Origin of the sequence: Pseudomonas sp. BIGb0176 (assembly GCF_024810175.1) — a bacterium.
Classification (GTDB): Bacteria; Pseudomonadota; Gammaproteobacteria; order Pseudomonadales; family Pseudomonadaceae; genus Aquipseudomonas; species Aquipseudomonas protegens.
Genome location: NZ_JANUEC010000006.1, coordinates 323,648 through 345,267, shown reverse-complemented (window position 1 = coordinate 345,267; position 21,620 = coordinate 323,648). Strand labels below are relative to the sequence as shown.

The following is a 21,620-nucleotide window of genomic DNA, read 5'->3' as shown; positions in this document are numbered from 1 at the left end:
CGAAAACTGCGTAACTCATTGAATCTCAAGGAGTTTTCCGTTTCGACTGCGCCGGAAGTGGGGCGAATTATAGACCTGTAGAATCTGCCGTCAAGGGTTAATTACGATTTTGTTGCAGAAGATGCTTTCTTTGCGATTAAGCGCGGAATCCGGCGCATTACAGGGGGAGCACGCAGCAACAACAACAGCCCCCCTATAGAAGCGTAGACCGCCCACTCCTTCAGGTCCGCCCGGACAATCCATAGCATATGCAGCAGCCCCAGCCCCAGGATGAGATAAACCAGGCGATGCAGCTTCTTCCAACGCGCGCCCAAGCGACGCTGGCTATAACGATTGGACGTCACAGCCAATAACAACAGAAAGAGGAACCCCAGGCTTCCGACAAAGATATAGGGGCGCTTGCGCAACTCTACTCCCAGCTGCGACCAGTCCAACCCCAAGATGAATACCCCATAAGCACTCAGGTGCAGCACTACATAAGCGAAGCACCACAACCCCAACTGTCGGCGCACAGCGATCCAGCCCGACCACCCCGTGAGTTTTTGCAAAGGAGTCATGCCCAAGGTGATCAACAACAGCATCAGCGTGCCCAACCCCAGACGATCAACCAGTACCTTGCCCGGGTCCGGCCCCAGGACCGAAGCCCAGGCTTCATACAGCCAATACAGCGGCCAGATAGCCGCAGCGATAAAGACACCGATACGCCAGAACGAATAACGCATCAGTAGTTCTTCCGCAGATCCATGCCGCTATATAAAGAAGCGACTTCATCCGAGTAACCGTTGAACATCTGGGTTTCCCGCACATTGGGACTGAACAGACTGCTGGGTAGACGTCGTTCCCGAGCCTGGGTCCAGCGCGGATGATCAACCGTCGGATTCACATTCGCGTAAAAACCATATTCGTTGGCCGCAATGCTCTGCCAGGTAGTCTTGGGCTGCTCGCTGACCAGGCTGATGCGCACAATCGACTTCACACTTTTGAAGCCATATTTCCAAGGCACTACAAGGCGCAGCGGCGCACCATTCTGGTTAGGCAGTTCACGCCCGTACATCCCCACCGCAAGAATCGCCAATGGATTCATCGCCTCATCAAGACGCAATCCCTCGACATAGGGCCAGTCGATCAAGGCAAAGCCGGAGCGCTGGCCCGGCATACTCTTGGGATCCTGCAACGTTTCAAAGCGAATGAACTTGGCGTTGCTGGTGGGCTCCACCTGCTTGAGCAAGGCTGAGATTGGAAAACCTATCCAGGGAATCACCATCGACCAGGCCTCTACGCAACGCAGTCGATAAATACGCTCCTCCAGCGAGTAGGGCTTCATGAAATCTTCCAGGGCGTAGCGGCCTGGCTTAGCCACCTCACCATCCACGACCACACTCCAAGGCTGAGTCTTGAGCGCGCCCGCGTTGGCCGCCGGGTCCCCCTTGTCAGTGCCGAATTCGTAGAAGTTGTTGTAGTGAGTCGCGTCCTTGAAAGGAGTGATCGCCTCATCCCTGACGGTTACAGCTTGCCACCGAGTGGTCGACAGCTTGTCGGAGAACCACCCGGGAGCCTGGCCCGGCTCAACATCGGCATAACGCGACGCGTCCTGTGCTGCTGCCCATCGCGGCAAGCTGGCAAACGCCATGCCCGCAACCGCACCACTGAGCAGGCTGCGTCGAGAGAGGTAAAGAGATTCGGGCGTAACCTGCGACTCATTGCAGTCGGACGACTTGGGGAATTTGAATAACATGGCAACTCCGCAGTATTGGAGGACAGATGTACCAATAGACTGCGGAGTATGGGGGAAATTACATCACTCGACGCTTTTGCGACGACGCAGGTGCAACAGGTACTGGATAGGGCCCGACGCCGCATAGGCGAGGAACACCAAAAGCAGAATGCGCGGCGGATCGCTGAACACCACTGCAAACACCAGTACCACCGCCAGGATCGCCACAAAAGGTACACGCCCTTTCAGGTCCAGGTCCTTGAAGCTGTTGTACTTGATGTTACTGACCATCAGCATGCCTGCGGCGGCCACCATCAACGCCACCAGGAACGACATCTTCGACCCCTGGATCCCGTAGTCGCTGAATGCCCAGACGATACCGGCCACCACACCCGCCGCTGCCGGGCTGGCAAGGCCGATGAAATAACGCTTGTCGGCAGTACCGACTTGAGTATTGAAACGCGCCAGACGCAAGGCCGCGCCTGCCACATAGATGAAGGCGACCATCCAGCCGACCTTGCCCATGTCACCCAGGGCCCAGCCAAAGGCCAACAACGCCGGCGCTACGCCGAATGCAACCATATCGGACAGCGAGTCGTATTCAGCGCCAAAAGCACTCTGTGTGTTGGTCATGCGGGCAACACGCCCATCCAGGCCATCAAGCACCATGGCCACGAAAATGGCGATCGCGGCAAAGGCAAAGTACTTGCTCGCCCCGGCCGCATCTCCGGCGCTCATTGCACTCTGGGCGCTCATGGAGCTAATGATGGAATAGAACCCCGCGAACAGGTTCGCAGTGGTGAACAGATTCGGCAGAAGATAGATACCACGATGCCGGACTTTACGGCCTTCAGCGTCATGCCCTTCTTCGACATGCTCATCGATCGGTAGCAGGCTTTCGGCGTCAGAGGCCTGGTTTGGCTCTTCGGGACGTTCGCTCATGGACATTACCTTGCAACGGTGTGAAAAGTTTCGACAGATACCCAGGGCCGCGATTCGGCCACAAAGGATCCAGCTTTATACCAGAACCTATCCATGCAAACGAAAAAACGCGGCCTAGGCCGCGTTTTCCCTGACAAGACTCGAACTTAGTTCTTGGCTTTGTCGACGATTTTGTTGGCACCGATCCAAGGCATCATCGAGCGCAGTTGCTCGCCGATGATTTCGATACCGTGAGCAGCGTTGTTACGACGCTTGGCGGTCATCGATGGGTAGCCGGTAGCGCCTTCGCTGATGAACATCTTCGCGTATTCGCCGTCCTGGATGCGCTTCAGAGCATTGCGCATGGCCTGACGGGATTCGGCGTTGATGACTTCTGGACCAGTCACGTACTCGCCGTATTCAGCGTTGTTGGAGATCGAGTAGTTCATGTTGGCGATACCGCCTTCGTACATGAGGTCAACGATCAGCTTCAGTTCGTGCAGGCACTCGAAGTAGGCCATTTCTGGAGCGTAGCCAGCTTCAACCAGGGTTTCGAAACCGGCTTTGACCAGCTCGACGGTACCGCCACACAGAACAGCCTGCTCACCGAACAGGTCGGTTTCAGTCTCGTCCTTGAAGGTGGTTTCGATGATGCCGGTACGGCCGCCGCCCACGCCTGCGGCGTAGGACAGGGCAACGTTCTTGGCGTTGCCGGAAGCGTCCTGGTAGATCGCGATCAGGTCAGGAATACCACCGCCCTTGACGAACTCGGAACGTACGGTGTGGCCTGGAGCCTTCGGCGCGATCATGATCACGTCGAGGTCGGCACGAGGCACAACCTGGTTGTAGTGGATCGCGAAGCCGTGGGAGAAGGCCAGAGTGGCGCCCTTCTTGATGTTCGGCTCGATTTCGTTCTTGTACAGCTGGGACTGGAACTCGTCCGGGGTCAGGATCATGACCAGGTCGGCACCAGCAACGGCAGCAGCAACGTCGGTCACTTTCAGGCCGTGGGCTTCAGCCTTGGCAACGGTAGCCGAGCCTTTACGCAGGCCGACAGTCACGTCTACGCCGGAATCCTTCAGGTTGCATGCTTGAGCGTGGCCCTGGGAACCGTAGCCGATGATGGCAACTTTCTTACCTTGGATGATCGACAGGTCGCAGTCTTTATCGTAGAAAACTTTCATGAATTTCCCCTATATCAGGCCGTTCCGGCCATTCGCTAATTTGAGTTAGATGCTCAGTACTTTGTCGCCACGGGCAATCCCGGTGACACCACTGCGTACGGTTTCCAGAATCGATGCGGTGCCGATCGATTGAATGAAGCTGTCGAGCTTGTCGCTGGTACCGGTCAGTTGAACGGTATACACGCTGGCGCTGACATCAACGATCTGCCCACGGTAAATATCGGTAGTACGCTTGACCTCGGCGCGCTGGGCGCCAGTGGCCTTGATCTTGACCAGCATCAGTTCACGCTCGATGTGCGCGCTTTCCGACAGGTCTACCAGCTTCACCACCTCAACCAGCTTGTTCAGGTTCTTGGTGATCTGCTCGATGATCTCGTCATGGCCAACGGTAGTCAGGGTCAGACGCGACAGTGTCGGGTCTTCAGTCGGCGCCACCGTCAGGCTTTCGATGTTGTAGTTGCGTTGCGAGAACAGACCTACAACACGAGACAGAGCACCCGGTTCGTTTTCCAGAAGCAAGGAAATAATGTGCCGCATGATTAAGTACGCTCCGTCTTGCTCAGCCACATATCGCGCATGGAGCCGTCTTTGATCTGCATCGGATAGACGTGCTCGCTGGTGTCGACCTGGATATCGAGGAACACCAGGCGATCCTTCATGGCGAACGCTTCTTCCATCTTCGGCTTCAGATCCTTCAGATCCGTGATACGCATGCCCACGTGACCATAGGCTTCGACCAGCTTGACGAAGTCAGGCAGCGATTCCATGTAGGAGTGCGAGTGACGGCTGCCGTAGCTCATGTCCTGCCACTGGCGCACCATCCCCAGCACACCATTGTTCAGATTGATGATCTTGACCGGCAGATCGTACTGCAGGCAGGTCGACAGCTCCTGGATGTTCATCTGGATACTGCCTTCACCGGTGACGCAGGCGACATCATTATCCGGAAAGCTCAATTTCACGCCCATGGCCGCCGGAAAACCGAAGCCCATGGTGCCCAGGCCACCGGAGTTGATCCAGCGGTTGGGCTTGTTGAACCGATAGTACTGCGCCGCGAACATCTGGTGCTGCCCCACGTCGGAGGTCACATAGGCATCGCCCTTGGTGACTTCGCACAGGGTTTCGATCACGGTCTGTGGCTTGATGATGCTGCCGTCGCCCTTGTCGTAAGGGAACAGGCCGCGATCGCCACGCCATTCCTCGATCTGCTTCCACCAACTGGCGACCGTCTCCTTGTTCGGGGTATCGCCGATTTCCTTGAGTGCCGCGACCATTTCGGTCAGGACGCTCTCCACTGGACCGACGATAGGCACATCGGCCTTGATGGTCTTGGAGATGGAAGCCGGGTCGATATCGACATGGATGATCTTGGCATTCGGGCAGAACTTCGGCGCACCGTTGATCACCCGGTCATCGAAGCGCGCGCCCACGGCCAGGATCACGTCGGCATGGTGCATGGTCAGGTTGGCGGTGTAGCTGCCGTGCATGCCGAGCATGCCCACGAACTGCCGGTCGGTGCCCGGATAGGCGCCCAGGCCCATCAAGGTATTGGTCACTGGCAGATTGAGCATCTTGGCCAGTTCGGTCAGCGGTGCGGAACCGCCGCCGAGAATCACGCCGCCGCCGGCATAAAGCACAGGGCGCTTGGCCGCCAGGAGCATTTCTGCCGCCTTGCGGATTTGCCCGGAGTGACCGCGAACAGCTGGGCTGTAGGAGCGCAGCTTGGCTTTCTTGGGGAAAACGTATTCGAACTTTTCAGCCGGGTTGGTCATGTCCTTGGGGATATCGACCACCACCGGACCAGGACGACCGGATTGCGCCAGGTAGAAGGCTTTCTTCATGACTTCCGGGATTTCCGAAGCGTGCTTGATCATGAAGCTGTGCTTCACGATCGGCCGGGAGATACCGATCATGTCGGTTTCCTGGAACGCGTCGGTGCCCACCATGGTGCTGGGCACCTGGCCGGAAATGATCACCATGGGAATCGAGTCCATATAGGCGGTGGCAATACCGGTAATGGCATTGGTCGCGCCCGGGCCGGAGGTCACCAGTACCACGCCGGCTTTACCGGTGGCACGGGCATAGCCGTCAGCCATATGGGTCGCCGCTTGTTCGTGACGAACCAGGATGTGGGTCACTTCCGGTTCTTTGAACAGGGCATCGTAAACATGAAGGAGAGCACCACCCGGGTACCCGTAGATATATTTGACGCCTTCGTCACGCAAAAAGCGGACGAGCATCTCACCGCCAGATAAAAGCTCCACGTTGTTCACCTCTAAAACGCCAGAATACCGCCCTCAAAAGGGAGCGGGTCTTAATAGGTTTACTTCTCAGCAGAGCATGAGCGACGGTGGTCGCCGACTACGTCAGCACTGACTGAGCAAGTATTGGGAGCGCCCCAAAGTGTTGCGGGGTTTTCCCACCCAGCGCGAGGTAACGCGTTGCGGGTGTAGCACTTCGGCGCGGATGTGCGCCTCATGATCTGCTGAGTGGGTCTGCTTCTGGCAGTCCCTCTACAGCGGACTTTGGATTCTTCTGTTTCGTCCTCTTCAAGTCAAGTCGTCTATGTGGTTAATTCGAACTAAGCGCATGAGAACGCAAGAAAAAACCCAAAAACGACTGCGGTCTGCGCTTCAATTGCGCAATCTTCGGCAAGCAACTCAGAAATGCGAACCCGGACTTTGGGCGAAACCCCATTGCCAGAGAGCCGAGAGGAACGTCATGCACTGCAACAACAGCAATGCACGGACAGACATGAACCCTCCGAAGTTGTCACCTCGAGAGAGCGAGACTGAAGTGGGCAGCATGGAGGGAGGCGACTGCCAGGCATACCTGGCAGTCGTGTTTCAGCGAGTAGCAACGATGAGCTGATCAAACTCTTTGAGCAGAACTCGCAACTGCTGATCGCGCCCCTGCATCGGGCGAGTGGAGAACACCATCTCGGCCATTTCCTGAATACCTGACGCATTGGGCAGCGGCAAATCCTGCTCCAGAATCATCTTCATGCGGGGCAGAAAGATCCACTGCAGCCATTGCTCGAACTCCAGAGTATCCACGGCAAAGGGCTGAGTGCTGGCCAGTGCCTCGGCGCTGGGCACAGCGTCGTCCCACAGGCCCTGCACACGCAACTCACGCTCGATCAGCAGCAACTGCTCGGCGATCCTGGGAAAGCGCCCATCCATCACAGCGAAACCCGAGCTTTCTGGCGCGCCTGCGCTGCACCTGCGGCATCACCCTGTTTCTCACGCGCCTGGGCAATCAGCTCCCACAGGCTTGCCTGGAGATCAGGGCGGCCGTTGGCAAAGCTCAGGCCACGGCGAGCGAACTGCTCGGCCTGGGGCGCATCCCCCTGGGCCATGCGTACCTGAGCCAGGCGATACAGCACCTGCGGCTCGCGTGGCGCAACACGCTGCGCTCGCTCGAGGCTGGAAGAAGCACCGTTCAAGTCACCACTGGACTGCTGCTGTTGCGCAGTGGTCAGCAACGCCAGCACCGGGCCATCCAGTTGCTCATCGGCCGACAGACCACCGGCCCGGGCCGAAGGGATGCCACTGGGCGTAGAGGGCATGTTGTAAGTGCCCTGACTGATCGGTGCCGACTGATAACCGGAGCCGTCCACCGGCCCCGGGGTAATAGGCCCTGAAGTGACCGGCCCCGGAGTAATGGGCGAACTGCTGATCGGCGCCGAGGCCGTAGCGCCACCGCCCGGAACCATTACCACTACGCCGGAATCTTCCGGAATCGCCTGTGCCTGAGCCTGCGCCGGGCGCTTGATGGTCGTCTGGCGAAAGCCTCCGGAGGCGGAAATCCGCTCGCTGTTGGACACGGCAGTGCCGGAATCCACGACGGGAATAGAGCCGCGCTGCACACTGGCGCAACCGTTGAGCAACGCCAGAGCTGTAATAGCTGGAATCCACCACTTGTTCACGTCAAACCCTCATCGCTTAGTTCATCCAGCCCTTGACCCAATCCATCACCGAATCGCCGCCTGCCGGGTTTTCTCCCCCACAGGAAGCACCGGGAGGCGGTTCGCTGCCGCGAATATACGGCATCTGCACAGCCCCCGGACAGTTGGCATCGGAGCCCTGCCCGGTACGCGAATCGACCCAGGCCTGAACCACGTTGTCCGGCTGCGGCATATCCAGCGGCAGCGGGTCGGCCTTGCGCATGAAACTGGTCCACACCTGCAAGGCGCCGGTAGCACCGGTAAACGGCGTCTTGCCGTTATCGTCGCGACCCAGCCAGACCACGGCTAGCAGGTCCTGGCTGAAACCGGCGAACCAGCTGTCACGGGAGTCGTTACTGGTACCGGTCTTGCCCGCCAACGCTAGAGTCTTGGGCAACACGTTGTACACCGAGCTGCCGGTGCCCTCGCGCATCACCCGTTGCATCGCGCTTTGAATCAGATAGATCGAGCCGGCATCAAAACGCTGCTGAATCTGGAAGGGATAGCGCTTGAGCGGCTCGCCTTCCGCTGTCAACACGCTGCGAATCCCGCGCATCGGCGTATTGAAGCCGCCATTGGCCAGCGTCTGGTACATGGTCGCCACTTCCATCGGGCTCATGCCCCCTGCCCCCAGCAGCATCGATGGGAAGGCAGGGAACTCGCGGGTCACCCCCAGGCGCCCAAGGGTCTTCAGGACATTGGGCACACCCACTTCCAGGCCGAGCCGTGCGGTAGACAGGTTGTAGGAGTGAGCCAGGCCCTGGTACAGGAACACCGTACCGTGGGAGCGCCGGTCATAGTTCTGCGGCTTCCACACCTGGCCGTCTGCACCTTTTACCGAGAACGCCTCATCCGACAGCCAACTGGTCAGGGTGTACTGGCTGGGCTTTTCCAGGGCGGTCAGGTAGACCGCAGGCTTGATCAGCGAGCCGATCGGACGCACCGCATCCAAGGCCCGGTTGAAACCGGCAAAGCTGGCCTGACGACTGCCAATCATGGCCTGGACCTCACCGGTTTCCGGGTTGGTCACCACCATCGCCGCCTCGACGTCTTCCGAGCCCTTGCGCCCGGCCAGGCGCTTGAAGGTGTCGTTGACCGAGGCTTCGGCCTTCATCTGCAGGATCGGATCGAAACTGGTGAAGATCCGCAGGCCTTCTTCAGTCAAGTCTTCATCACGGTAGTCTTCGCGCAACTGACGCTTGACCAGGTCGAGGAAACCGGGGAAGGAACTGTCCGCCAGGCTGCCGCGCTTGGTTACGCCCAGCGGCATCTTCTTCGCCGCCTCCACCTGTTCCGGGGTAGCCACGCCCTGCTGTGCCAGCAGATCGAGCACCAGGTTACGCCGCTCCAGAGCACGTTCCGGGTAGCGCCGCGGGTTGTAATAGGAAGGCCCTTTGACCATCCCGACCAACAGCGCCACCTGGTGCAACTTGAGTTCGGACAGGGGCTGGCTGAAGAAGAACTGGCTGGCCAGACCGAAACCGTGCACCGCACGCTGACCGTCCTGACCAACGAAGACCTCGTTGAGGTAGGCCTCGAGAATCTCGCGCTTGTCGTAATGCAGCTCCAGCAACAACGCCATCATCGCTTCATTGAGCTTGCGCGACAGGCTGCGCTCGTTGGTCAGGAAGAAGTTTTTCACCAACTGCTGGGTCAGGGTACTGCCGCCCTGGCGCATCTGGCCGGACGAAGTGTTGACCCAGATCGCACGGGCAATCGACTTGGGCGACACCCCGTGGTGTGAATAGAAGTCGCGGTCTTCCACCGCCACCAGAGTTTCCAGCAGATACGGCGGAACCTGATCGATCTTGATCAGGATCCGGTCTTCGAGGTTCTTCGGGTACAGGCCGCCGATCAGCAATGGCTCCAGGCGCACCACCGCGAGCTTGGCCCCCTTGCTGCCGGACAGTTCCGCCACGTAATCGCCGGAGAAGCGCACGCGCACCGGCTGAGCCTGCTCCAGCCCTTCATAGAACTGGAAGCCGCGTGTGTTCAGGTCCACGGTATTGCCATTGACCGAGGCTGCGCCCGGGCCGTTGGCGACACTTTCGCGGCGATAACCCAGAGCGTCGAGTTCCGTAAGGAAATCGTCCTTACTGAGCTTTTGTCCGACGAACAGCTCAAGCGGGCGGGCGTAGACCTTGGCCGGAATGGTCCAGCGCTTGCCGGAGAACTTTTCCTGGACCACGGCATCGAGGTAAACCGCAAAGCCGGCGAGCACCACCAGACCGACCAGACTGAGCTTGAGGGCCCAGCCCAGCCAGGGGCGCAGGCCACCAGACGGCGTTTTTTTAGCAGAACGAGGGGATCGGGTACGAGTCATGGCGGCGGATTATACGCACTTTATTCATCGTCAACATGCGCCACCCGAGGTTTGCCTTAGTGCGTTCAGCGGCCATAATGACGCCCTCGATTTTCCCGACTCTGAAGGATCGCCTGTGAGCCAGTCACTGATCGCTGCCCTGCAAAACCCCGCCTTGTTTCCCCATCCCGTAGAAGGGTTTCAGGTCATCGAAACCCACATCTCCTGGGTTCTGCTCACCGGCCCCTTTGCCTATAAAGTGAAGAAGCCGGTCAATTTCGGCTTCCTCGACTTCACCAGCCTGGACGCCCGCGAACACTTCTGCGGCGAAGAGCTGCGCCTGAACCAGCGCCTGACCGAGGACCTGTACCTGGAAGTCCTGCCGATCACCGGTAGCGCCGAAGCCCCGGTACTGGGCGGCGATGGTCCGGCTATCGAATACGTACTGAAAATGCGTCAGTTCCCGCAAAGCCAGTTGCTCAGCACCCTGCAGGCCAACAGCGAGCTGACCACTGCGCACATCGATGAGATGGCCAGGCAGATCGCCCACTTCCACCTCAGCGCGCCCAAGGTTCCAGCTGAGCATGAAGCCGGCACCCCGGAGAGCGTGATGGCTCCGGTGCGTCAGAACTTCGAACAAATCCGCCCGTTCCTCAGCGACAAGGCCGACCTGCAACAACTTGAAGCCCTGGAGGCCTGGGCCGAAACCAGCTTCGAACGCCTCAAGCCTCTGCTGGCCCAACGCAAGAGCGAAGGTTTCATCCGTGAATGCCATGGCGATATTCACCTGGGCAACGCCACTCTGATCGACGGCAAGGTGGTGATTTTCGACTGCATCGAATTCAACGAACCGTTTCGTTTCACCGACGTCTACGCCGATACCGGCTTCCTTGCCATGGACCTGGAAGACCGCGGTCTGAAGAGCCTGGCGCGACGCTTCATCAGCCAGTACCTGGAGCTGACCGGCGACTACCAGGGCCTGGAGTTGCTCAATTTCTACAAGGCCTACCGTGCCCTGGTACGCGCCAAGGTCAGTCTGTTCAGCATGCCTGCCGAAGCCACGCCGGTGCAGCGCGCCACCACCCTGCGCCAGTACCGCAACTACGCCAATCTGGCGGAAAGCTACAGCACCATTCCATCGCGTTTCCTGGCCATCACCTCAGGCATTTCGGCGGTCGGCAAGAGCCGCGTGGCCATGCGCCTGGTAGAGGCACTGGGCGCCGTTCGCCTGCGCTCCGACGTAGAGCGCAAGCGCCTGTTCGGCGAGCAACAGGTGCCCAACGACCCACACGCTGGCATCTATAGCAGCGAAGCCAGCAGCGCCACCTACGCGCGCCTGCATGAAATCGCCGAAACCATCCTGCGTGCCGGCTTCCCGGTAGTGATCGACGCGACCTACCTCAAACGTGCCCAGCGCGATGCCGCGGCCAAAGTGGCCGAGGCCACTGGTACGCCCTGCCTGATCATCGACTGCAACGCTCCTGAGGCAGTGGTTGCCAGCTGGCTGGCCCAGCGCCAGGCCGATCAGAACGATCCATCCGACGCCACTTTGGAAGTGATTGCCAACCAGCAAGCCACTCGTGAAGCGCTGACCGACGAAGAGCTGCTGCGCAGCAAGCGCATAGAAACCAACGAAAGCGGCAGCCTGGACGCCCTGGTTGCCAACATTCGCCAACGCCTCCCAGGCCTGTAAACGGTCATTTCAGCCGTGAAGTGGCAAAGACTTCACGGCTGAAAAATAGTGGCACTATACTGGCGTCATAAATCCAACACTGGTGACGTCGCCATGAGCCAACCGAAACTTCTCGACACTCCGCTTTACGCCCTGCTGCATAAAGACGACATCGTCGGCTTCAACCGCGAACGCCCGAAAGATCAACCCATCGACATGCGCGGCGGGGATTTCCGCGGCCTCGACCTGCGGGAACTGAACGCACAAGGCATCGATTTCACTGACGCCTACTTTCGCTCCGCGGATCTGCGGGGGCTGGACTTGAGAAACTCGTCCATGGAAGGCGCTAGCCTCGCCCATGCACAGATTTCCGGCGCCTACTTTCCGGTGGAACTGAGTGCCGACGAGATTCTCATGTCGGTCAATTTCGGCACCCGCCTGCGTTACCGCACTCGCTGACCCCCGCCGCCCGTCTCTGTCCGGCGTTCTGTTCAGCGCCGGACCTGGTCCGCTTTCTCGCCTGCACCCCGCCCTTCGCATGGCCTGCCCCCCCCCCTCCCTTCGAGCTTCACCGCTGCGCCCTTAGAAGCATTTGCGCCAAACCCGACCAAAGAACAGCGCGTTTTCTACTGAGCGCTACACTCCTCTGAGGCTGCCCACTCACCATTCGGCCATCGCCAGGAGGCTTAATGAATGATGAACTGCAACACCTGAAGAACCTTGGCAAGACATCGGCACAATGGCTGCATGCAGTGGGCATCCATAGCGCTTCCGACTTGCGCCGCCTGGGTGCGGTGGACGCCTACCGGGCCGTGCGGACCCGTGGTTTTCGTGCGTCGAAAGTCTTGCTCTATGCCATCGAGGGCGCCCTGATGGACATGCACTGGAACGACCTTCCCGCCGAACGCAAAGAGGCGTTGAACAAGCAACTGGACGCCATTTCCTCTCGTCACAAAAACTGACTGGCAGAGCCAAATGTATCTAATGGGGGAGCAGCCGGCTTACGCCGACGCCTTGATCAACAGACTGCAGAGCATTCCGCCGCAATTGCTGGACGGGCTTGCGCCCAGCGGCCCGACGTTGGAGCTTGGCCCCATCGCTGAGCTGTCCAGCGTATTGCCCGGCGACCAGTTGTTCCTGCTGGCAAGTGGCGTGATCCAGGCCAGTGTCGAAGAGCGGCCACTGTTCTACCTGCATGAAGGCGACCTGGTGGGGCTGCGGCGCGGCATCGAACTCCCGCAGTGGCAACTGCACTGCGATACGCCGCTGCAACTGATTCCCTATCTGAGGACTGAAGTGTTTCGGCACATCCAGGCCGACGTACAACGCTCGGAACTGCTCGTACAGTACCTGATCGGCCAGACCGCCCTGCTGTCCGATGCCATTGCCCGTCTCAAGCCGCCAGAGTTGCGCAGCAGCAACGGCTTCAAGCGCGTGGAGGCGGGCGAAAGGCTGATTACCCAGGGGGATGAGGCAGATCACGTGTTTGTAATACTCGAAGGCCATGCACAGGCCTTCGTCGACGGGCACAAGGTCGGCGACGTCCCCAAGGACGAGATTTTCGGCGCCATGGCAGTGTTCACCGGAGAAAAACGCAGCGCCAGCGTGATCGCCAGCGAACCCAGCACAATCATGCTGATTCCCAAGGACCAGTTTCTCAGCCTGACCCAGAGCAATCCGCGTATTGCCCACAGCCTGATCGAAAGCATGGCGCGCCGCATCGACCTGCTAAACAAGGAAGTGACCCGGCTCATGACCTTGAACAACCCGAACTGAACCCGGATTCCAGGCAGATCCAAACGGACGTTTGGCAAAATATGCAGAAATCTGAAAAGCCTTGTTGACTTCGAAATGAGAATCGTTATGATTATCACAACTGGTCGCGAGATCAGTCGATAACCTGGAAGACCAGTGGTTCGGACTCTCAGATTATCTCCTCATCAGGCTAATCACGGTTATTTGACCCGGCTCTTGCCGGGTCTTTTTTTGCCCGCAGAAAAGCCCTCCGATCAGGGCCTCAGTTGCGCGCAATAGTCCTTGGCGGGCTGGGGCGGCGTATACCAGACGTAGTCGGCCGATGCCGCGGCAACCTGTTGCCCCAGCTCCGCCAGAATCAACACCACCACCTCCTGGCTTCGGTCCAGATCGGCAAGATGCAGGGGCACACCAAGATCCTTGCGACCGCGAAACGCCCCGGCCAGCAACAGGGCCGGAGCCGGAGCCGCCAGCAGTTGTTCAGCCATGCGCCGGTCCCGTTGCTGCTGCACCGCCCGCATTGCCGGCACCTGGCTCTCCGGCAGCAAGCCACAGTGCGATTCGCGGATTTGCCCGGCCAATGCCTCGATCACCGACGGTGCGTTGCTCCGTGTGCCGGTCAGGACGGGCGCCCGTGCATAAATGGCACGCACCTCCTGGCGATCCAGATTGGCAGCGAGCAAGGGATAGGGCTGACGCAGGGCAAAACCCACCAGCGGGCCGTAGAGGCTCCAGTCCCAGCCTGATTGCCAGGCCAACCTGCCAGGTAGGTCATCAGGCAAACGCCCCCCATCAATGGAGCGTTTTACCCCATCGACTTCTGGCTGCTGATCCGGGTTGAGCATTTCCAGCAACAGACTGCCCTGTGGCCGCTCCCGGGCCATGGAGCGCAAGAGCCAGAGTTGCAAGGCATGATGATCGGGATTGTCATGCTGCTCACCAATGATCACTCGAGGGGACCGTGCCAGGCGCCCTACCAGTTCGACAGGGGTCAGCGCCTTGGCACTGCGCAGCTCAATGATACTGCCGGGCGCCGAAGCCACCGGCGGCGGCAGGATCCCCGGCATGCTGTGACAGGCGGCCAGCAGCATGGCCAGCAACAACGGCAATACGCGCATCAGGTCTCTCCGGGCTTCGCCTCAGCGGGCGATGATCAACGGGTGCCCGCGTTCGGGATGCTCCTGCACCAGAACTTCCAGGCCGAACACCGCCTTCAGGGGCTCGGGCCGCAGTACCGCGGTCGGTGTTCCCAATGAATGCGGGCGGCCGCCTTCGAGCAACAAGACCCGGTCACAATAACGCGCAGCCAGATTCAGGTCATGCAGGATGACCAGCACCGCCGCGCCGCGGTCGGCAAAGGCTCGAATGGCCTGCAAGGTGACGTGCTGGTGCAAGGGGTCGAGTGCAGAAGTCGGCTCATCCAGCAGCAGGTTGTGCCCTGGCTGGCCCGGCCACAGTTGCGCCAGGACCCGCGCCAGATGCACCCGCTGGCGCTCGCCGCCGGACAGCGCGAGATAGCTGCGCCCCGACAGGTGCGCCACATCGGCAGCATTCAAAGCAGCGTTGACGATTTCCTCGTCACGCACGCGCCCGGTCTGATGGGGCAAACGCCCCAGCGCCACCACCTCCTCCACACGAAAGGCGAAATCCAGGCTCGAAGCCTGGGGCAGCACTGCCAGGCGCTGCGCACGCTCGGCGCCCGACCAATGAGCCAGTTCCTGATCATCCAGCAGCACCTGCCCCTGATGAGCCGCCAGTTCACCACTCAAGCCCCCCAAGAGGCTGCTTTTACCTGCACCATTAGGGCCGAGGACTCCCAGCACCTCGCCCGGCAGCAACTGCAGGTCGATGCCAGCCAGGACGTCTTTGCCGCCGCGCCGCACATGCAGGTTCTCGACTCGCAGCATCAGGCACGCCCTCGCAACAACAGGTACAGAAAGAATGGCGCACCGATAAAGGCCGTGACGATACCGATGGGCAACTCGGCAGGCGCCAGCGCCAGGCGCGCCACCAGGTCAGCCAACAGCAGCAGGCTGGCTCCGGCCAGGATCGAGGCCGGGAGCAAGGTTCGGTGATCCGGACCGGACAACAGGCGCACCAGATGCGGCACCACCAGGCCGACAAAACCGATCATTCCCGCCGCCGCCACGGCAGCGCCCACACCCAGCGCGGTGCAGAACACCAGCTCGCGCTTGAGACCTTCGACATCGATGCCAAGGTGCTTGGCCTCGGACTCGCCCAACAGCAGTGCATTCAACGCCTTGGCCCGGCGCGGCAGCCACAGCGCAACCGCGGCGGTCACCAGCAGCAAGGGCCACAAGCGCTGGTAACTGGCACCATTCAGGCTGCCCAGGTTCCAGAAAGTCAGAGTGCGCAACGTGGCGTCGTCCGCCAGATAGGTGAACAACCCCACCGCCGAACTGGCCAGCGCCGTCAGGGCAATCCCCGCCAGCAGCATGGTTGCCACATGGGTCTGCCCGTTGCGCCGCCCCAGGCGATACACCAGCGCCGTCACCCCCAGGCCGCCAAGGAAGGCACACAGGGAGAGCAAATAAGGGCCGACAGCCTCTGGCAGGCCGCCGAACATCGAGCCGCCAACAATGGCGATGGCCGCCCCCAATGCTGCACCACTGGAAACCCCCACCAGCCCCGGGTCTGCCAGGGGGTTGCGAAACAGCCCCTGCATGGCGACCCCGGACAGCGCCAGAACTCCGCCCACCGCAAGACCGAGCAGAGTCCGGGGCAAGCGAATCTGTCCCAGGATCAGTTCCGCCTGCTCCAGCCCCTGCCCGTCGATCGGCAATCCAAGCAGGCGCAAGGCGGCACGCAAGGTATCAAACAAGGGCAGGCTGACAGGGCCCAGGGCCAGGGACAGCCAGATCGCCACAAGGCACAGGACACCCAGCCCGATAAACAGTGTTCGAGGCTTGACCAGACGACTCATTGGGCCGGCTTGGCCTGGGGATAAAAGGCGCTGGACAGGCGTTTCAGGCTATCAGGCAAGCGAGGGCCCAGGCCTCCCACCAGCAAGGTCGGGTCCAGTTCCACCACCCGCCCGGCCTTGGCCGCCGGTGTGGATGCCAGCACCGGGTTCTCCTTGAACAGTGCGGCACGAGCGGCATCGCCGGTCAGGCTGCGATCGGAGAACACCAGCACATCCGGATTCAACCCCGCCAGGGATTCGACCGAGAATGGCTTATAGCCGGTATGAGTCGCCAGGTTGCGCCCACCGGCCTGTTGCAATAGCCAATTCGCGGCGGTGTCCTTGCCGGCGATCAGGGGTTTGCCGCCGGCATGCCCGAGCAACAACAGCACCCCGGGCGCCGCGTGCTGCGCTTGAGCCTGGGCGACCCACGCCTGCTGCTGCCCAAGTTGTTGCTGATAGCCCTGGAACAGTTGCCCGGCCTGCTCTTCTCGGCCCAGCAATAGCCCCAAGTGCTGCAGGGTAGCTTGCAAGGTCGGCAAGTCGGCCTGGGCGGAAAACAGTTCGACCTTGACCCCGGCAATGCGGATCTGCGAAAGCACTGGCGGCGGCCCCATCTCCTCGGTACCCACCAGAATCTGCGGCCGCAGGCTGAGAATGCCTTCGGCCGACAACTGACGCTGATAGCCGATGCTCGGCAGCGCCTTGAGCGACTCCGGGTGCTGGCTGGTGGTATCGACGCCCACCAGCTTGGACTCGGCCCCCAGAGCCGTTATCCACTCGGACAAGGCCCCACCGGCACTGACCCAACGCTGCGGCAACTCATCAGCGGTGGCCCACTGGCTCACCAGCAATCCGGCACAGAACGCAATGGCGCAGGCACTCAGGCGCATAAGAACATTTCCTTCATTAAAGTGGGGGCCCGCGCAGCTGCTGTCCATGTGACATGCCGGACAGGCCGGGCATCGAAAGGAACAAGCGCCCCGTAACGGGCGGGGCGGCCATTTGATAATTGTTTTCATTTAGCCGTCAAGCGCCGACATGTTTCATCCTGCAGCCGGAAAGAAACTGTGACAGCCTGGACGCAGAGCCTTCGGACCAAGAGGATAGCCATGAAATTTCTTTGCGCCGGCAACGATCTGCCCGAAGCCGGCAGCCGGGGCTTCCAGCTCTCCGGGCTGAAGCTGTTCGCCGTGCGGCGCGAGCAGCGGGCCTATGTCTATGCCAATCGCTGCCCGCACCGGGGAGTGGCGCTGGAGTGGCAGGCTGACCAGTTCCTCGACCCCAGCGCCAGCCTGATCCAGTGCGCCACCCATGGCGCCCTGTTTCTGATCGAGAGCGGAGAGTGCGTGGCCGGACCTTGCGCCGGCCAGTTCCTGGAGAGCATCGGCTGCCATGAAGACAGCCAGGGGATCTGGGTGGACCTCTAATCCCCGAGCAACACTTCAAGACGCCGGTCGATGCACACTTGCTCGGCCGTCAGGCACACACCATAGGCCAGCACCTCAACCCCCGCCGCTCGGGCTTCGCGCAGGGCAGCGGCGTAACCCGGATCGATCTCCTGCGCCGGCCGCACCGCGTCGATGCCCGAAAGATTGACGCAATACAGCTGAACCGCCCGCACGCCCTCCCGGGCCAGGCTCGCCAGTTCCCGCAGATGCTTGGCGCCGCGCTGGGTCACGGCATCGGGAAACGCTGCCACCGGCGTGCCATCGAAGCCCAGGGTGACGCTTTTGACCTCGACGTACGCCGGACCGTCCGGGTAATCCAGGCGAAAATCGATACGGCTGTTCTCTTGCCCGTAAGGCACCTCGCGCTTGAGCCCGGTGAAGCCGTTCAACTCGCTGATAAGCCCCGCCCGCAAGGCTTCTTCCACCAGCCCGTTGGCCCGCCCGGTGTTGACGCAGGCCAGGCGGCCTTGAGGGGTTTCGCTGATTTCCCAGGTGCCCGGCAACTTGCGCTTGGGGTCATTGGAGCGGCTGAACCACACCTGCCCGCCCTCGACCATGCAATTGAGCATCGAGCCGGTATTGGGGCAATGGATGGTCAACAGCTCGCCGGTGGTGGTTTCGATGTCCGCCAGGAAGCGCTTGTAACGACGCAGCAGACGCCCCTCTTCCAGGGGAGGATCGAAGCGCATCAGGCGTGCCAGCTCTGCAGGCCACGGGCGATACGCTCAACCGCCTCCTGCAGGCGTTCCAGGCTCTGGGTATAGGCAAAGCGCACATGATGGCCAGCCTGATGCCGGCCGAAGTCCAGGCCAGGGGTAAAGGCCAGGTGCTCGGTTTCCAGGAAGTGCCGGCAAAATGCGAAGGCATCACCGCCGAAGGCGCTGATGTCCGCGTACAAGTAGAACGCCCCTTCAGGTTCCACAGCGATGCCGAAGCCCAACTCACGCAAGGCTGGCAGCAGGAAATCCCGGCGGCGCCCGAACTCGGCGCGGCGCTCCTCGAGGATCTCCAGGGTCTGCGGCTCGAAGCAAGCCAGCGCAGCATACTGGGCCATGCTCGGCGCACTGATATAAAGGTTCTGTGCCAGCTTTTCCAGTTCACCCACGGCTGCCGGCGGAGCTACCAGCCAGCCCAGGCGCCAGCCGGTCATGCCGAAATATTTGGAGAAACTATTCAGGACGAAAGCGCTGTCATCCACTTCCAGAACGCTGGCGGCATCGGTGCCATAGGTCAGGCCATGGTAGATCTCGTCCACCACCAGATGCCCGTTGCGAGCCTTGATCGCGGTGGACAACCCCGCCAACTCGTCCCGGCTCAGGACCGTGCCGGTGGGGTTCGCCGGCGAGGCCACCAGGGCGCCCACGCTGTCCTGATCCCAATAGCGCTCCACCAGGTCCGGCGTCAGTTGGTAACGCACATCCGGCCCCACCGGGACCAACTGCGCAGCCCCTTCCACCAGACGCAGAAAATGCCGGTTGCACGGATAACCCGGGTCCGCCAGCAGCCAGTGCTTGCCCGGGTCCACCAACAGGCTGCTGGTCAACAGCAGGGCACCGGAACCACCGGGGGTGATCATGATCCGCTCGGGATCGATGTCCAGGCCGTAACGCTGCTGATAAAAGCCGGAAATCGCCCCTCGCAGCTCGGGAATTCCGCGGGCTGCGGTGTAGCGCGTCTTGCCGGCGCTCAGCGCGGCCTGCCCGGCCTTGATGATTGGCTCGGCGGTGGTGAAGTCCGGTTCGCCGATTTCCAGGTGAATCACATCATGCCCGGCGGCTTGCAGCTCATTGGCGCGGGCCAGCAAGGCCATGACATGGAAAGGTTCGATAGCGCGACTACGCGCACTGTAGGGCTGAGCCATTAGCCTTCCTTCATTGATTCGAGGGGGGAGCAAAGGACCGATTCTACCCATCTGATCAAGCCCGGGAGAACCCAGGCAGATCCGAGCGGTCTGTTGCTTGCGCCAACTGGCGCCAACACAACCCGCAGACTTGACTAAAATCAATGATTGAACGAACCGATCAGCAAGCCATGTCAGGCTTTTCCCATATCCATGGACGAAGCAGGACATAGGCTCGACAACCGGGAGTAGCGCGCTCTGGTTTGATCTGGTAAGTTCGCCCGCTTGCAGCCGCAGGGCCGGCAAGTGTCGGAGATGGAGCAATCCTGCGCAATGGATTACAAGAGTAGAGGCGGTCCATTCATGCCCACCCAAGCAAAGCAACAGATTCAATCGATCAGCGGTTTTGAACCTTACGTTGAAACTGCGGGCGAAGAGTACATGGGCAAGCCCATGCGCGAGCACTTCACCAAGATCCTGAACAAGTGGAAACAGGACTTGATGCAGGAAGTCGACCGCACTGTTGATCACATGAAAGACGAAGCGGCCAACTTCCCCGACCCGGCTGACCGTGCCAGCCAGGAAGAAGAGTTCAGCCTCGAACTGCGGGCCCGCGATCGCGAGCGCAAGTTGATCAAGAAGATCGACAAGACCCTGCAACTGATCGAAGACGAAGAATACGGCTGGTGCGAATCCTGCGGCGTCGAGATCGGCATCCGCCGGCTGGAAGCCCGCCCAACCGCCGACATGTGCGTCGACTGCAAGACACTGGCGGAAATCAAGGAAAAACAGGTCGGCAAATAATCGCCGGCTGGAACCTGAAACGGAGCGTACCCACGCTCCGTTTTCGTTTCTGCCTTCCCTGCAATAGCAAGCCCGCTCGCCAAAGCGATCCCCCGGCACCATCGTCACCCCGGGGCCAGACGAAGTAACATCCGCTCCATGACTGCCTCCACCTCTTCCTCGTACATCGGGCGCTTCGCCCCCACTCCCAGCGGCTATCTGCATTTCGGCTCTCTGGTTGCCGCGCTTGCCTCCTATCTTGATGCCCGCGCCGTCGGCGGCCGCTGGCTGCTGCGCATGGAGGACCTTGACCCGCCCCGGGAAGAGCCCGGTGCCCAGGCGGCCATTCTCAAGGCTCTGGAAAGCTACGGCTTCGAATGGGACGGGCAGATGATCCGCCAGAGCGATCGCCACGACGCCTATGGCGAAGTCCTCAATCGCCTGTTCCAGCAGGGCCTGGCCTATGCCTGCACCTGTTCGCGCAAACAGCTGGAGCCCTACCATGGCATTTACCCGGGACTGTGCCGCAACCTCGGCCACGCCCAGGACGACGCCGCGATCCGCCTGCGGGTACCCGAACTGGAGTATCGCTTCGTCGACCGGGTCCAGGGCGAATACCGCCAGCACCTGGGCCGGGAAGTGGGGGACTTCGTGATCCGCCGCCGCGATGGTCTCTACGCTTACCAATTGGCCGTGGTGCTCGACGATGCCTGGCAAGGCATCACTGATATCGTGCGCGGCGCCGACCTGCTGGATTCCACACCGCGCCAGCTGTACCTGCAGGAACTGCTGGGCCTTTCCCAGCCCCGCTACTTGCATGTACCGCTGATCACCCAGCCGGACGGGCACAAACTGGGCAAGTCCTACCGCTCGCCCCCGCTGACCGAGGATCAGGCCCCGCCCCTGCTGCTGCGCGCCCTGCGGGCACTGGGCCAGAAGCCACCGGCCGACCTCGATGGCGCCAGCGTCGCGCAGATAATGGCCTGGGGCATGGCCCACTGGGATGCCGCCCTGATTCCACGCACACTGAGCGTGCCGGAAGCGCAATTAAGCTGACGCCACTTGCAGCTTGGCGCCCATCCGTTACCATCGCCGCACGTTTTCGGGCACGCACACAATAAAGAGAGGC

At 60.8% G+C, this 21,620-nt stretch carries 22 protein-coding genes; 7 read left to right on the top strand and 15 right to left on the bottom strand.

Annotation, left to right across the window (positions count from 1 at the left end; all coding sequences use genetic code 11):
- Nucleotides 1–101: 101 nt before the first annotated feature.
- From msrQ to mrcB, 9 genes are all read right to left on the bottom strand, one after another.
- Nucleotides 102–722, bottom strand: a complete 621-nt coding sequence (gene msrQ, locus M2395_RS30160) for a protein-methionine-sulfoxide reductase heme-binding subunit MsrQ (protein ID WP_123430021.1) — start codon at nucleotides 720–722, stop codon at nucleotides 102–104.
- Nucleotides 722–1,735: a protein-methionine-sulfoxide reductase catalytic subunit MsrP gene (gene msrP, locus M2395_RS30155; RefSeq protein WP_077934780.1), complete on the bottom strand. Its 1,014-nt coding sequence runs from the start codon at nucleotides 1,733–1,735 to the stop codon at nucleotides 722–724. The genes msrQ and msrP overlap by 1 nt, the downstream gene beginning before the upstream one ends.
- A 63-nt stretch (nucleotides 1,736–1,798) precedes the next feature.
- Entirely contained in the window at nucleotides 1,799–2,656 is an 858-nt protein-coding gene (gene pssA / locus M2395_RS30150; protein ID WP_011063487.1) for a CDP-diacylglycerol--serine O-phosphatidyltransferase, read from the bottom strand.
- 146 nt (nucleotides 2,657–2,802) lie between these two features.
- The gene (gene ilvC / locus M2395_RS30145; RefSeq protein ID WP_007959661.1) at nucleotides 2,803–3,819 is read right to left on the bottom strand and encodes a ketol-acid reductoisomerase; all 1,017 of its coding nucleotides are present in this window, start codon (nucleotides 3,817–3,819) and stop codon (nucleotides 2,803–2,805) included.
- A gap of 45 nt (nucleotides 3,820–3,864) precedes the next feature.
- The gene (ilvN, locus tag M2395_RS30140) at nucleotides 3,865–4,356 is read right to left on the bottom strand and encodes an acetolactate synthase small subunit (RefSeq protein WP_011063488.1); all 492 of its coding nucleotides are present in this window, start codon (nucleotides 4,354–4,356) and stop codon (nucleotides 3,865–3,867) included.
- A 2-nt stretch (nucleotides 4,357–4,358) separates the two neighbouring features.
- Entirely contained in the window at nucleotides 4,359–6,083 is a 1,725-nt protein-coding gene (locus M2395_RS30135) for an acetolactate synthase 3 large subunit (protein ID WP_026019946.1), read from the bottom strand.
- Nucleotides 6,084–6,665: 582 nt separating this feature from the next.
- A complete protein-coding gene (locus M2395_RS30130) occupies nucleotides 6,666–7,001 on the bottom strand; it encodes a YqcC family protein (protein ID WP_011063490.1) in 336 nt (111 codons plus the stop codon).
- Nucleotides 7,001–7,747: a M48 family metallopeptidase gene (locus M2395_RS30125; RefSeq protein ID WP_011063491.1), complete on the bottom strand. Its 747-nt coding sequence runs from the start codon at nucleotides 7,745–7,747 to the stop codon at nucleotides 7,001–7,003. The genes M2395_RS30130 and M2395_RS30125 overlap by 1 nt, the downstream gene beginning before the upstream one ends.
- A 16-nt stretch (nucleotides 7,748–7,763) precedes the next feature.
- On the bottom strand, nucleotides 7,764–10,088 hold the full coding sequence (mrcB, locus tag M2395_RS30120; protein WP_011063492.1) for a penicillin-binding protein 1B: 2,325 nt from the start codon (nucleotides 10,086–10,088) through the stop codon (nucleotides 7,764–7,766).
- A 115-nt stretch (nucleotides 10,089–10,203) separates the two neighbouring features.
- Between mrcB and M2395_RS30115 the strand changes: the two genes are divergently transcribed.
- The 4 genes from M2395_RS30115 (at nucleotide 10,204) to M2395_RS30100 (ending at nucleotide 13,515) form a co-directional block, all read left to right on the top strand.
- A complete protein-coding gene (locus M2395_RS30115) occupies nucleotides 10,204–11,760 on the top strand; it encodes an AAA family ATPase (RefSeq protein WP_077934781.1) in 1,557 nt (518 codons plus the stop codon).
- Between the two features lie 93 nt (nucleotides 11,761–11,853).
- Nucleotides 11,854–12,198, top strand: a complete 345-nt coding sequence (locus tag M2395_RS30110) for a pentapeptide repeat-containing protein (protein WP_011063494.1) — start codon at nucleotides 11,854–11,856, stop codon at nucleotides 12,196–12,198.
- Nucleotides 12,199–12,428: 230 nt separating this feature from the next.
- Nucleotides 12,429–12,701 (top strand): TfoX/Sxy family protein, encoded by a 273-nt coding sequence (locus M2395_RS30105; protein WP_011063495.1) that lies wholly within the window; start codon nucleotides 12,429–12,431, stop codon nucleotides 12,699–12,701.
- Between the two features lie 13 nt (nucleotides 12,702–12,714).
- Nucleotides 12,715–13,515, top strand: coding sequence for a Crp/Fnr family transcriptional regulator (locus M2395_RS30100; protein ID WP_011063496.1), 801 nt, complete (start codon nucleotides 12,715–12,717; stop codon nucleotides 13,513–13,515).
- A 233-nt stretch (nucleotides 13,516–13,748) separates the two neighbouring features.
- Here M2395_RS30100 and M2395_RS30095 read toward each other — a convergent pair whose 3' ends face one another.
- Genes M2395_RS30095 through M2395_RS30080 form a run of 4 tightly spaced genes read right to left on the bottom strand, consistent with a single transcriptional unit; the run spans nucleotide 13,749 to nucleotide 17,310 of the window.
- Nucleotides 13,749–14,612 carry a ChaN family lipoprotein gene (locus M2395_RS30095; protein ID WP_123430022.1) on the bottom strand — a complete coding sequence of 288 codons (864 nt, stop codon included), beginning with the start codon at nucleotides 14,610–14,612 and terminating at the stop codon, nucleotides 13,749–13,751.
- A 21-nt stretch (nucleotides 14,613–14,633) separates the two neighbouring features.
- Nucleotides 14,634–15,401: a heme ABC transporter ATP-binding protein gene (locus M2395_RS30090; RefSeq protein ID WP_011063498.1), complete on the bottom strand. Its 768-nt coding sequence runs from the start codon at nucleotides 15,399–15,401 to the stop codon at nucleotides 14,634–14,636.
- Nucleotides 15,401–16,438 carry an iron ABC transporter permease gene (locus M2395_RS30085; protein ID WP_011063499.1) on the bottom strand — a complete coding sequence of 346 codons (1,038 nt, stop codon included), beginning with the start codon at nucleotides 16,436–16,438 and terminating at the stop codon, nucleotides 15,401–15,403. The genes M2395_RS30090 and M2395_RS30085 overlap by 1 nt, the downstream gene beginning before the upstream one ends.
- On the bottom strand, nucleotides 16,435–17,310 hold the full coding sequence (locus tag M2395_RS30080) for a hemin ABC transporter substrate-binding protein (RefSeq protein WP_077934784.1): 876 nt from the start codon (nucleotides 17,308–17,310) through the stop codon (nucleotides 16,435–16,437). The genes M2395_RS30085 and M2395_RS30080 overlap by 4 nt, the downstream gene beginning before the upstream one ends.
- 219 nt (nucleotides 17,311–17,529) lie before the next feature.
- On the opposite strand from M2395_RS30080, the gene M2395_RS30075 reads away from it, so the two are divergent.
- Nucleotides 17,530–17,847: a Rieske 2Fe-2S domain-containing protein gene (locus M2395_RS30075; RefSeq protein ID WP_065363678.1), complete on the top strand. Its 318-nt coding sequence runs from the start codon at nucleotides 17,530–17,532 to the stop codon at nucleotides 17,845–17,847.
- Here M2395_RS30075 and sfsA read toward each other — a convergent pair.
- A complete protein-coding gene (gene sfsA, locus M2395_RS30070; protein WP_015637057.1) occupies nucleotides 17,844–18,557 on the bottom strand; it encodes a DNA/RNA nuclease SfsA in 714 nt (237 codons plus the stop codon). The genes M2395_RS30075 and sfsA overlap by 4 nt on opposite strands.
- Complete coding sequence (locus M2395_RS30065; protein WP_011063503.1) at nucleotides 18,557–19,729, bottom strand: pyridoxal phosphate-dependent aminotransferase; 1,173 nt, start codon at nucleotides 19,727–19,729, stop codon at nucleotides 18,557–18,559. The genes sfsA and M2395_RS30065 overlap by 1 nt, the downstream gene beginning before the upstream one ends.
- Before the next feature lie 342 nt (nucleotides 19,730–20,071).
- Here M2395_RS30065 and dksA point away from each other — a divergent pair, with 342 nt between their 5' ends.
- Nucleotides 20,072–20,512 carry an RNA polymerase-binding protein DksA gene (gene dksA / locus M2395_RS30060; protein WP_011063504.1) on the top strand — a complete coding sequence of 147 codons (441 nt, stop codon included), beginning with the start codon at nucleotides 20,072–20,074 and terminating at the stop codon, nucleotides 20,510–20,512.
- 138 nt (nucleotides 20,513–20,650) lie between these two features.
- On the top strand, nucleotides 20,651–21,547 hold the full coding sequence (gluQRS, locus tag M2395_RS30055; RefSeq protein ID WP_011063505.1) for a tRNA glutamyl-Q(34) synthetase GluQRS: 897 nt from the start codon (nucleotides 20,651–20,653) through the stop codon (nucleotides 21,545–21,547).
- Nucleotides 21,548–21,620 lie beyond the last annotated feature (73 nt).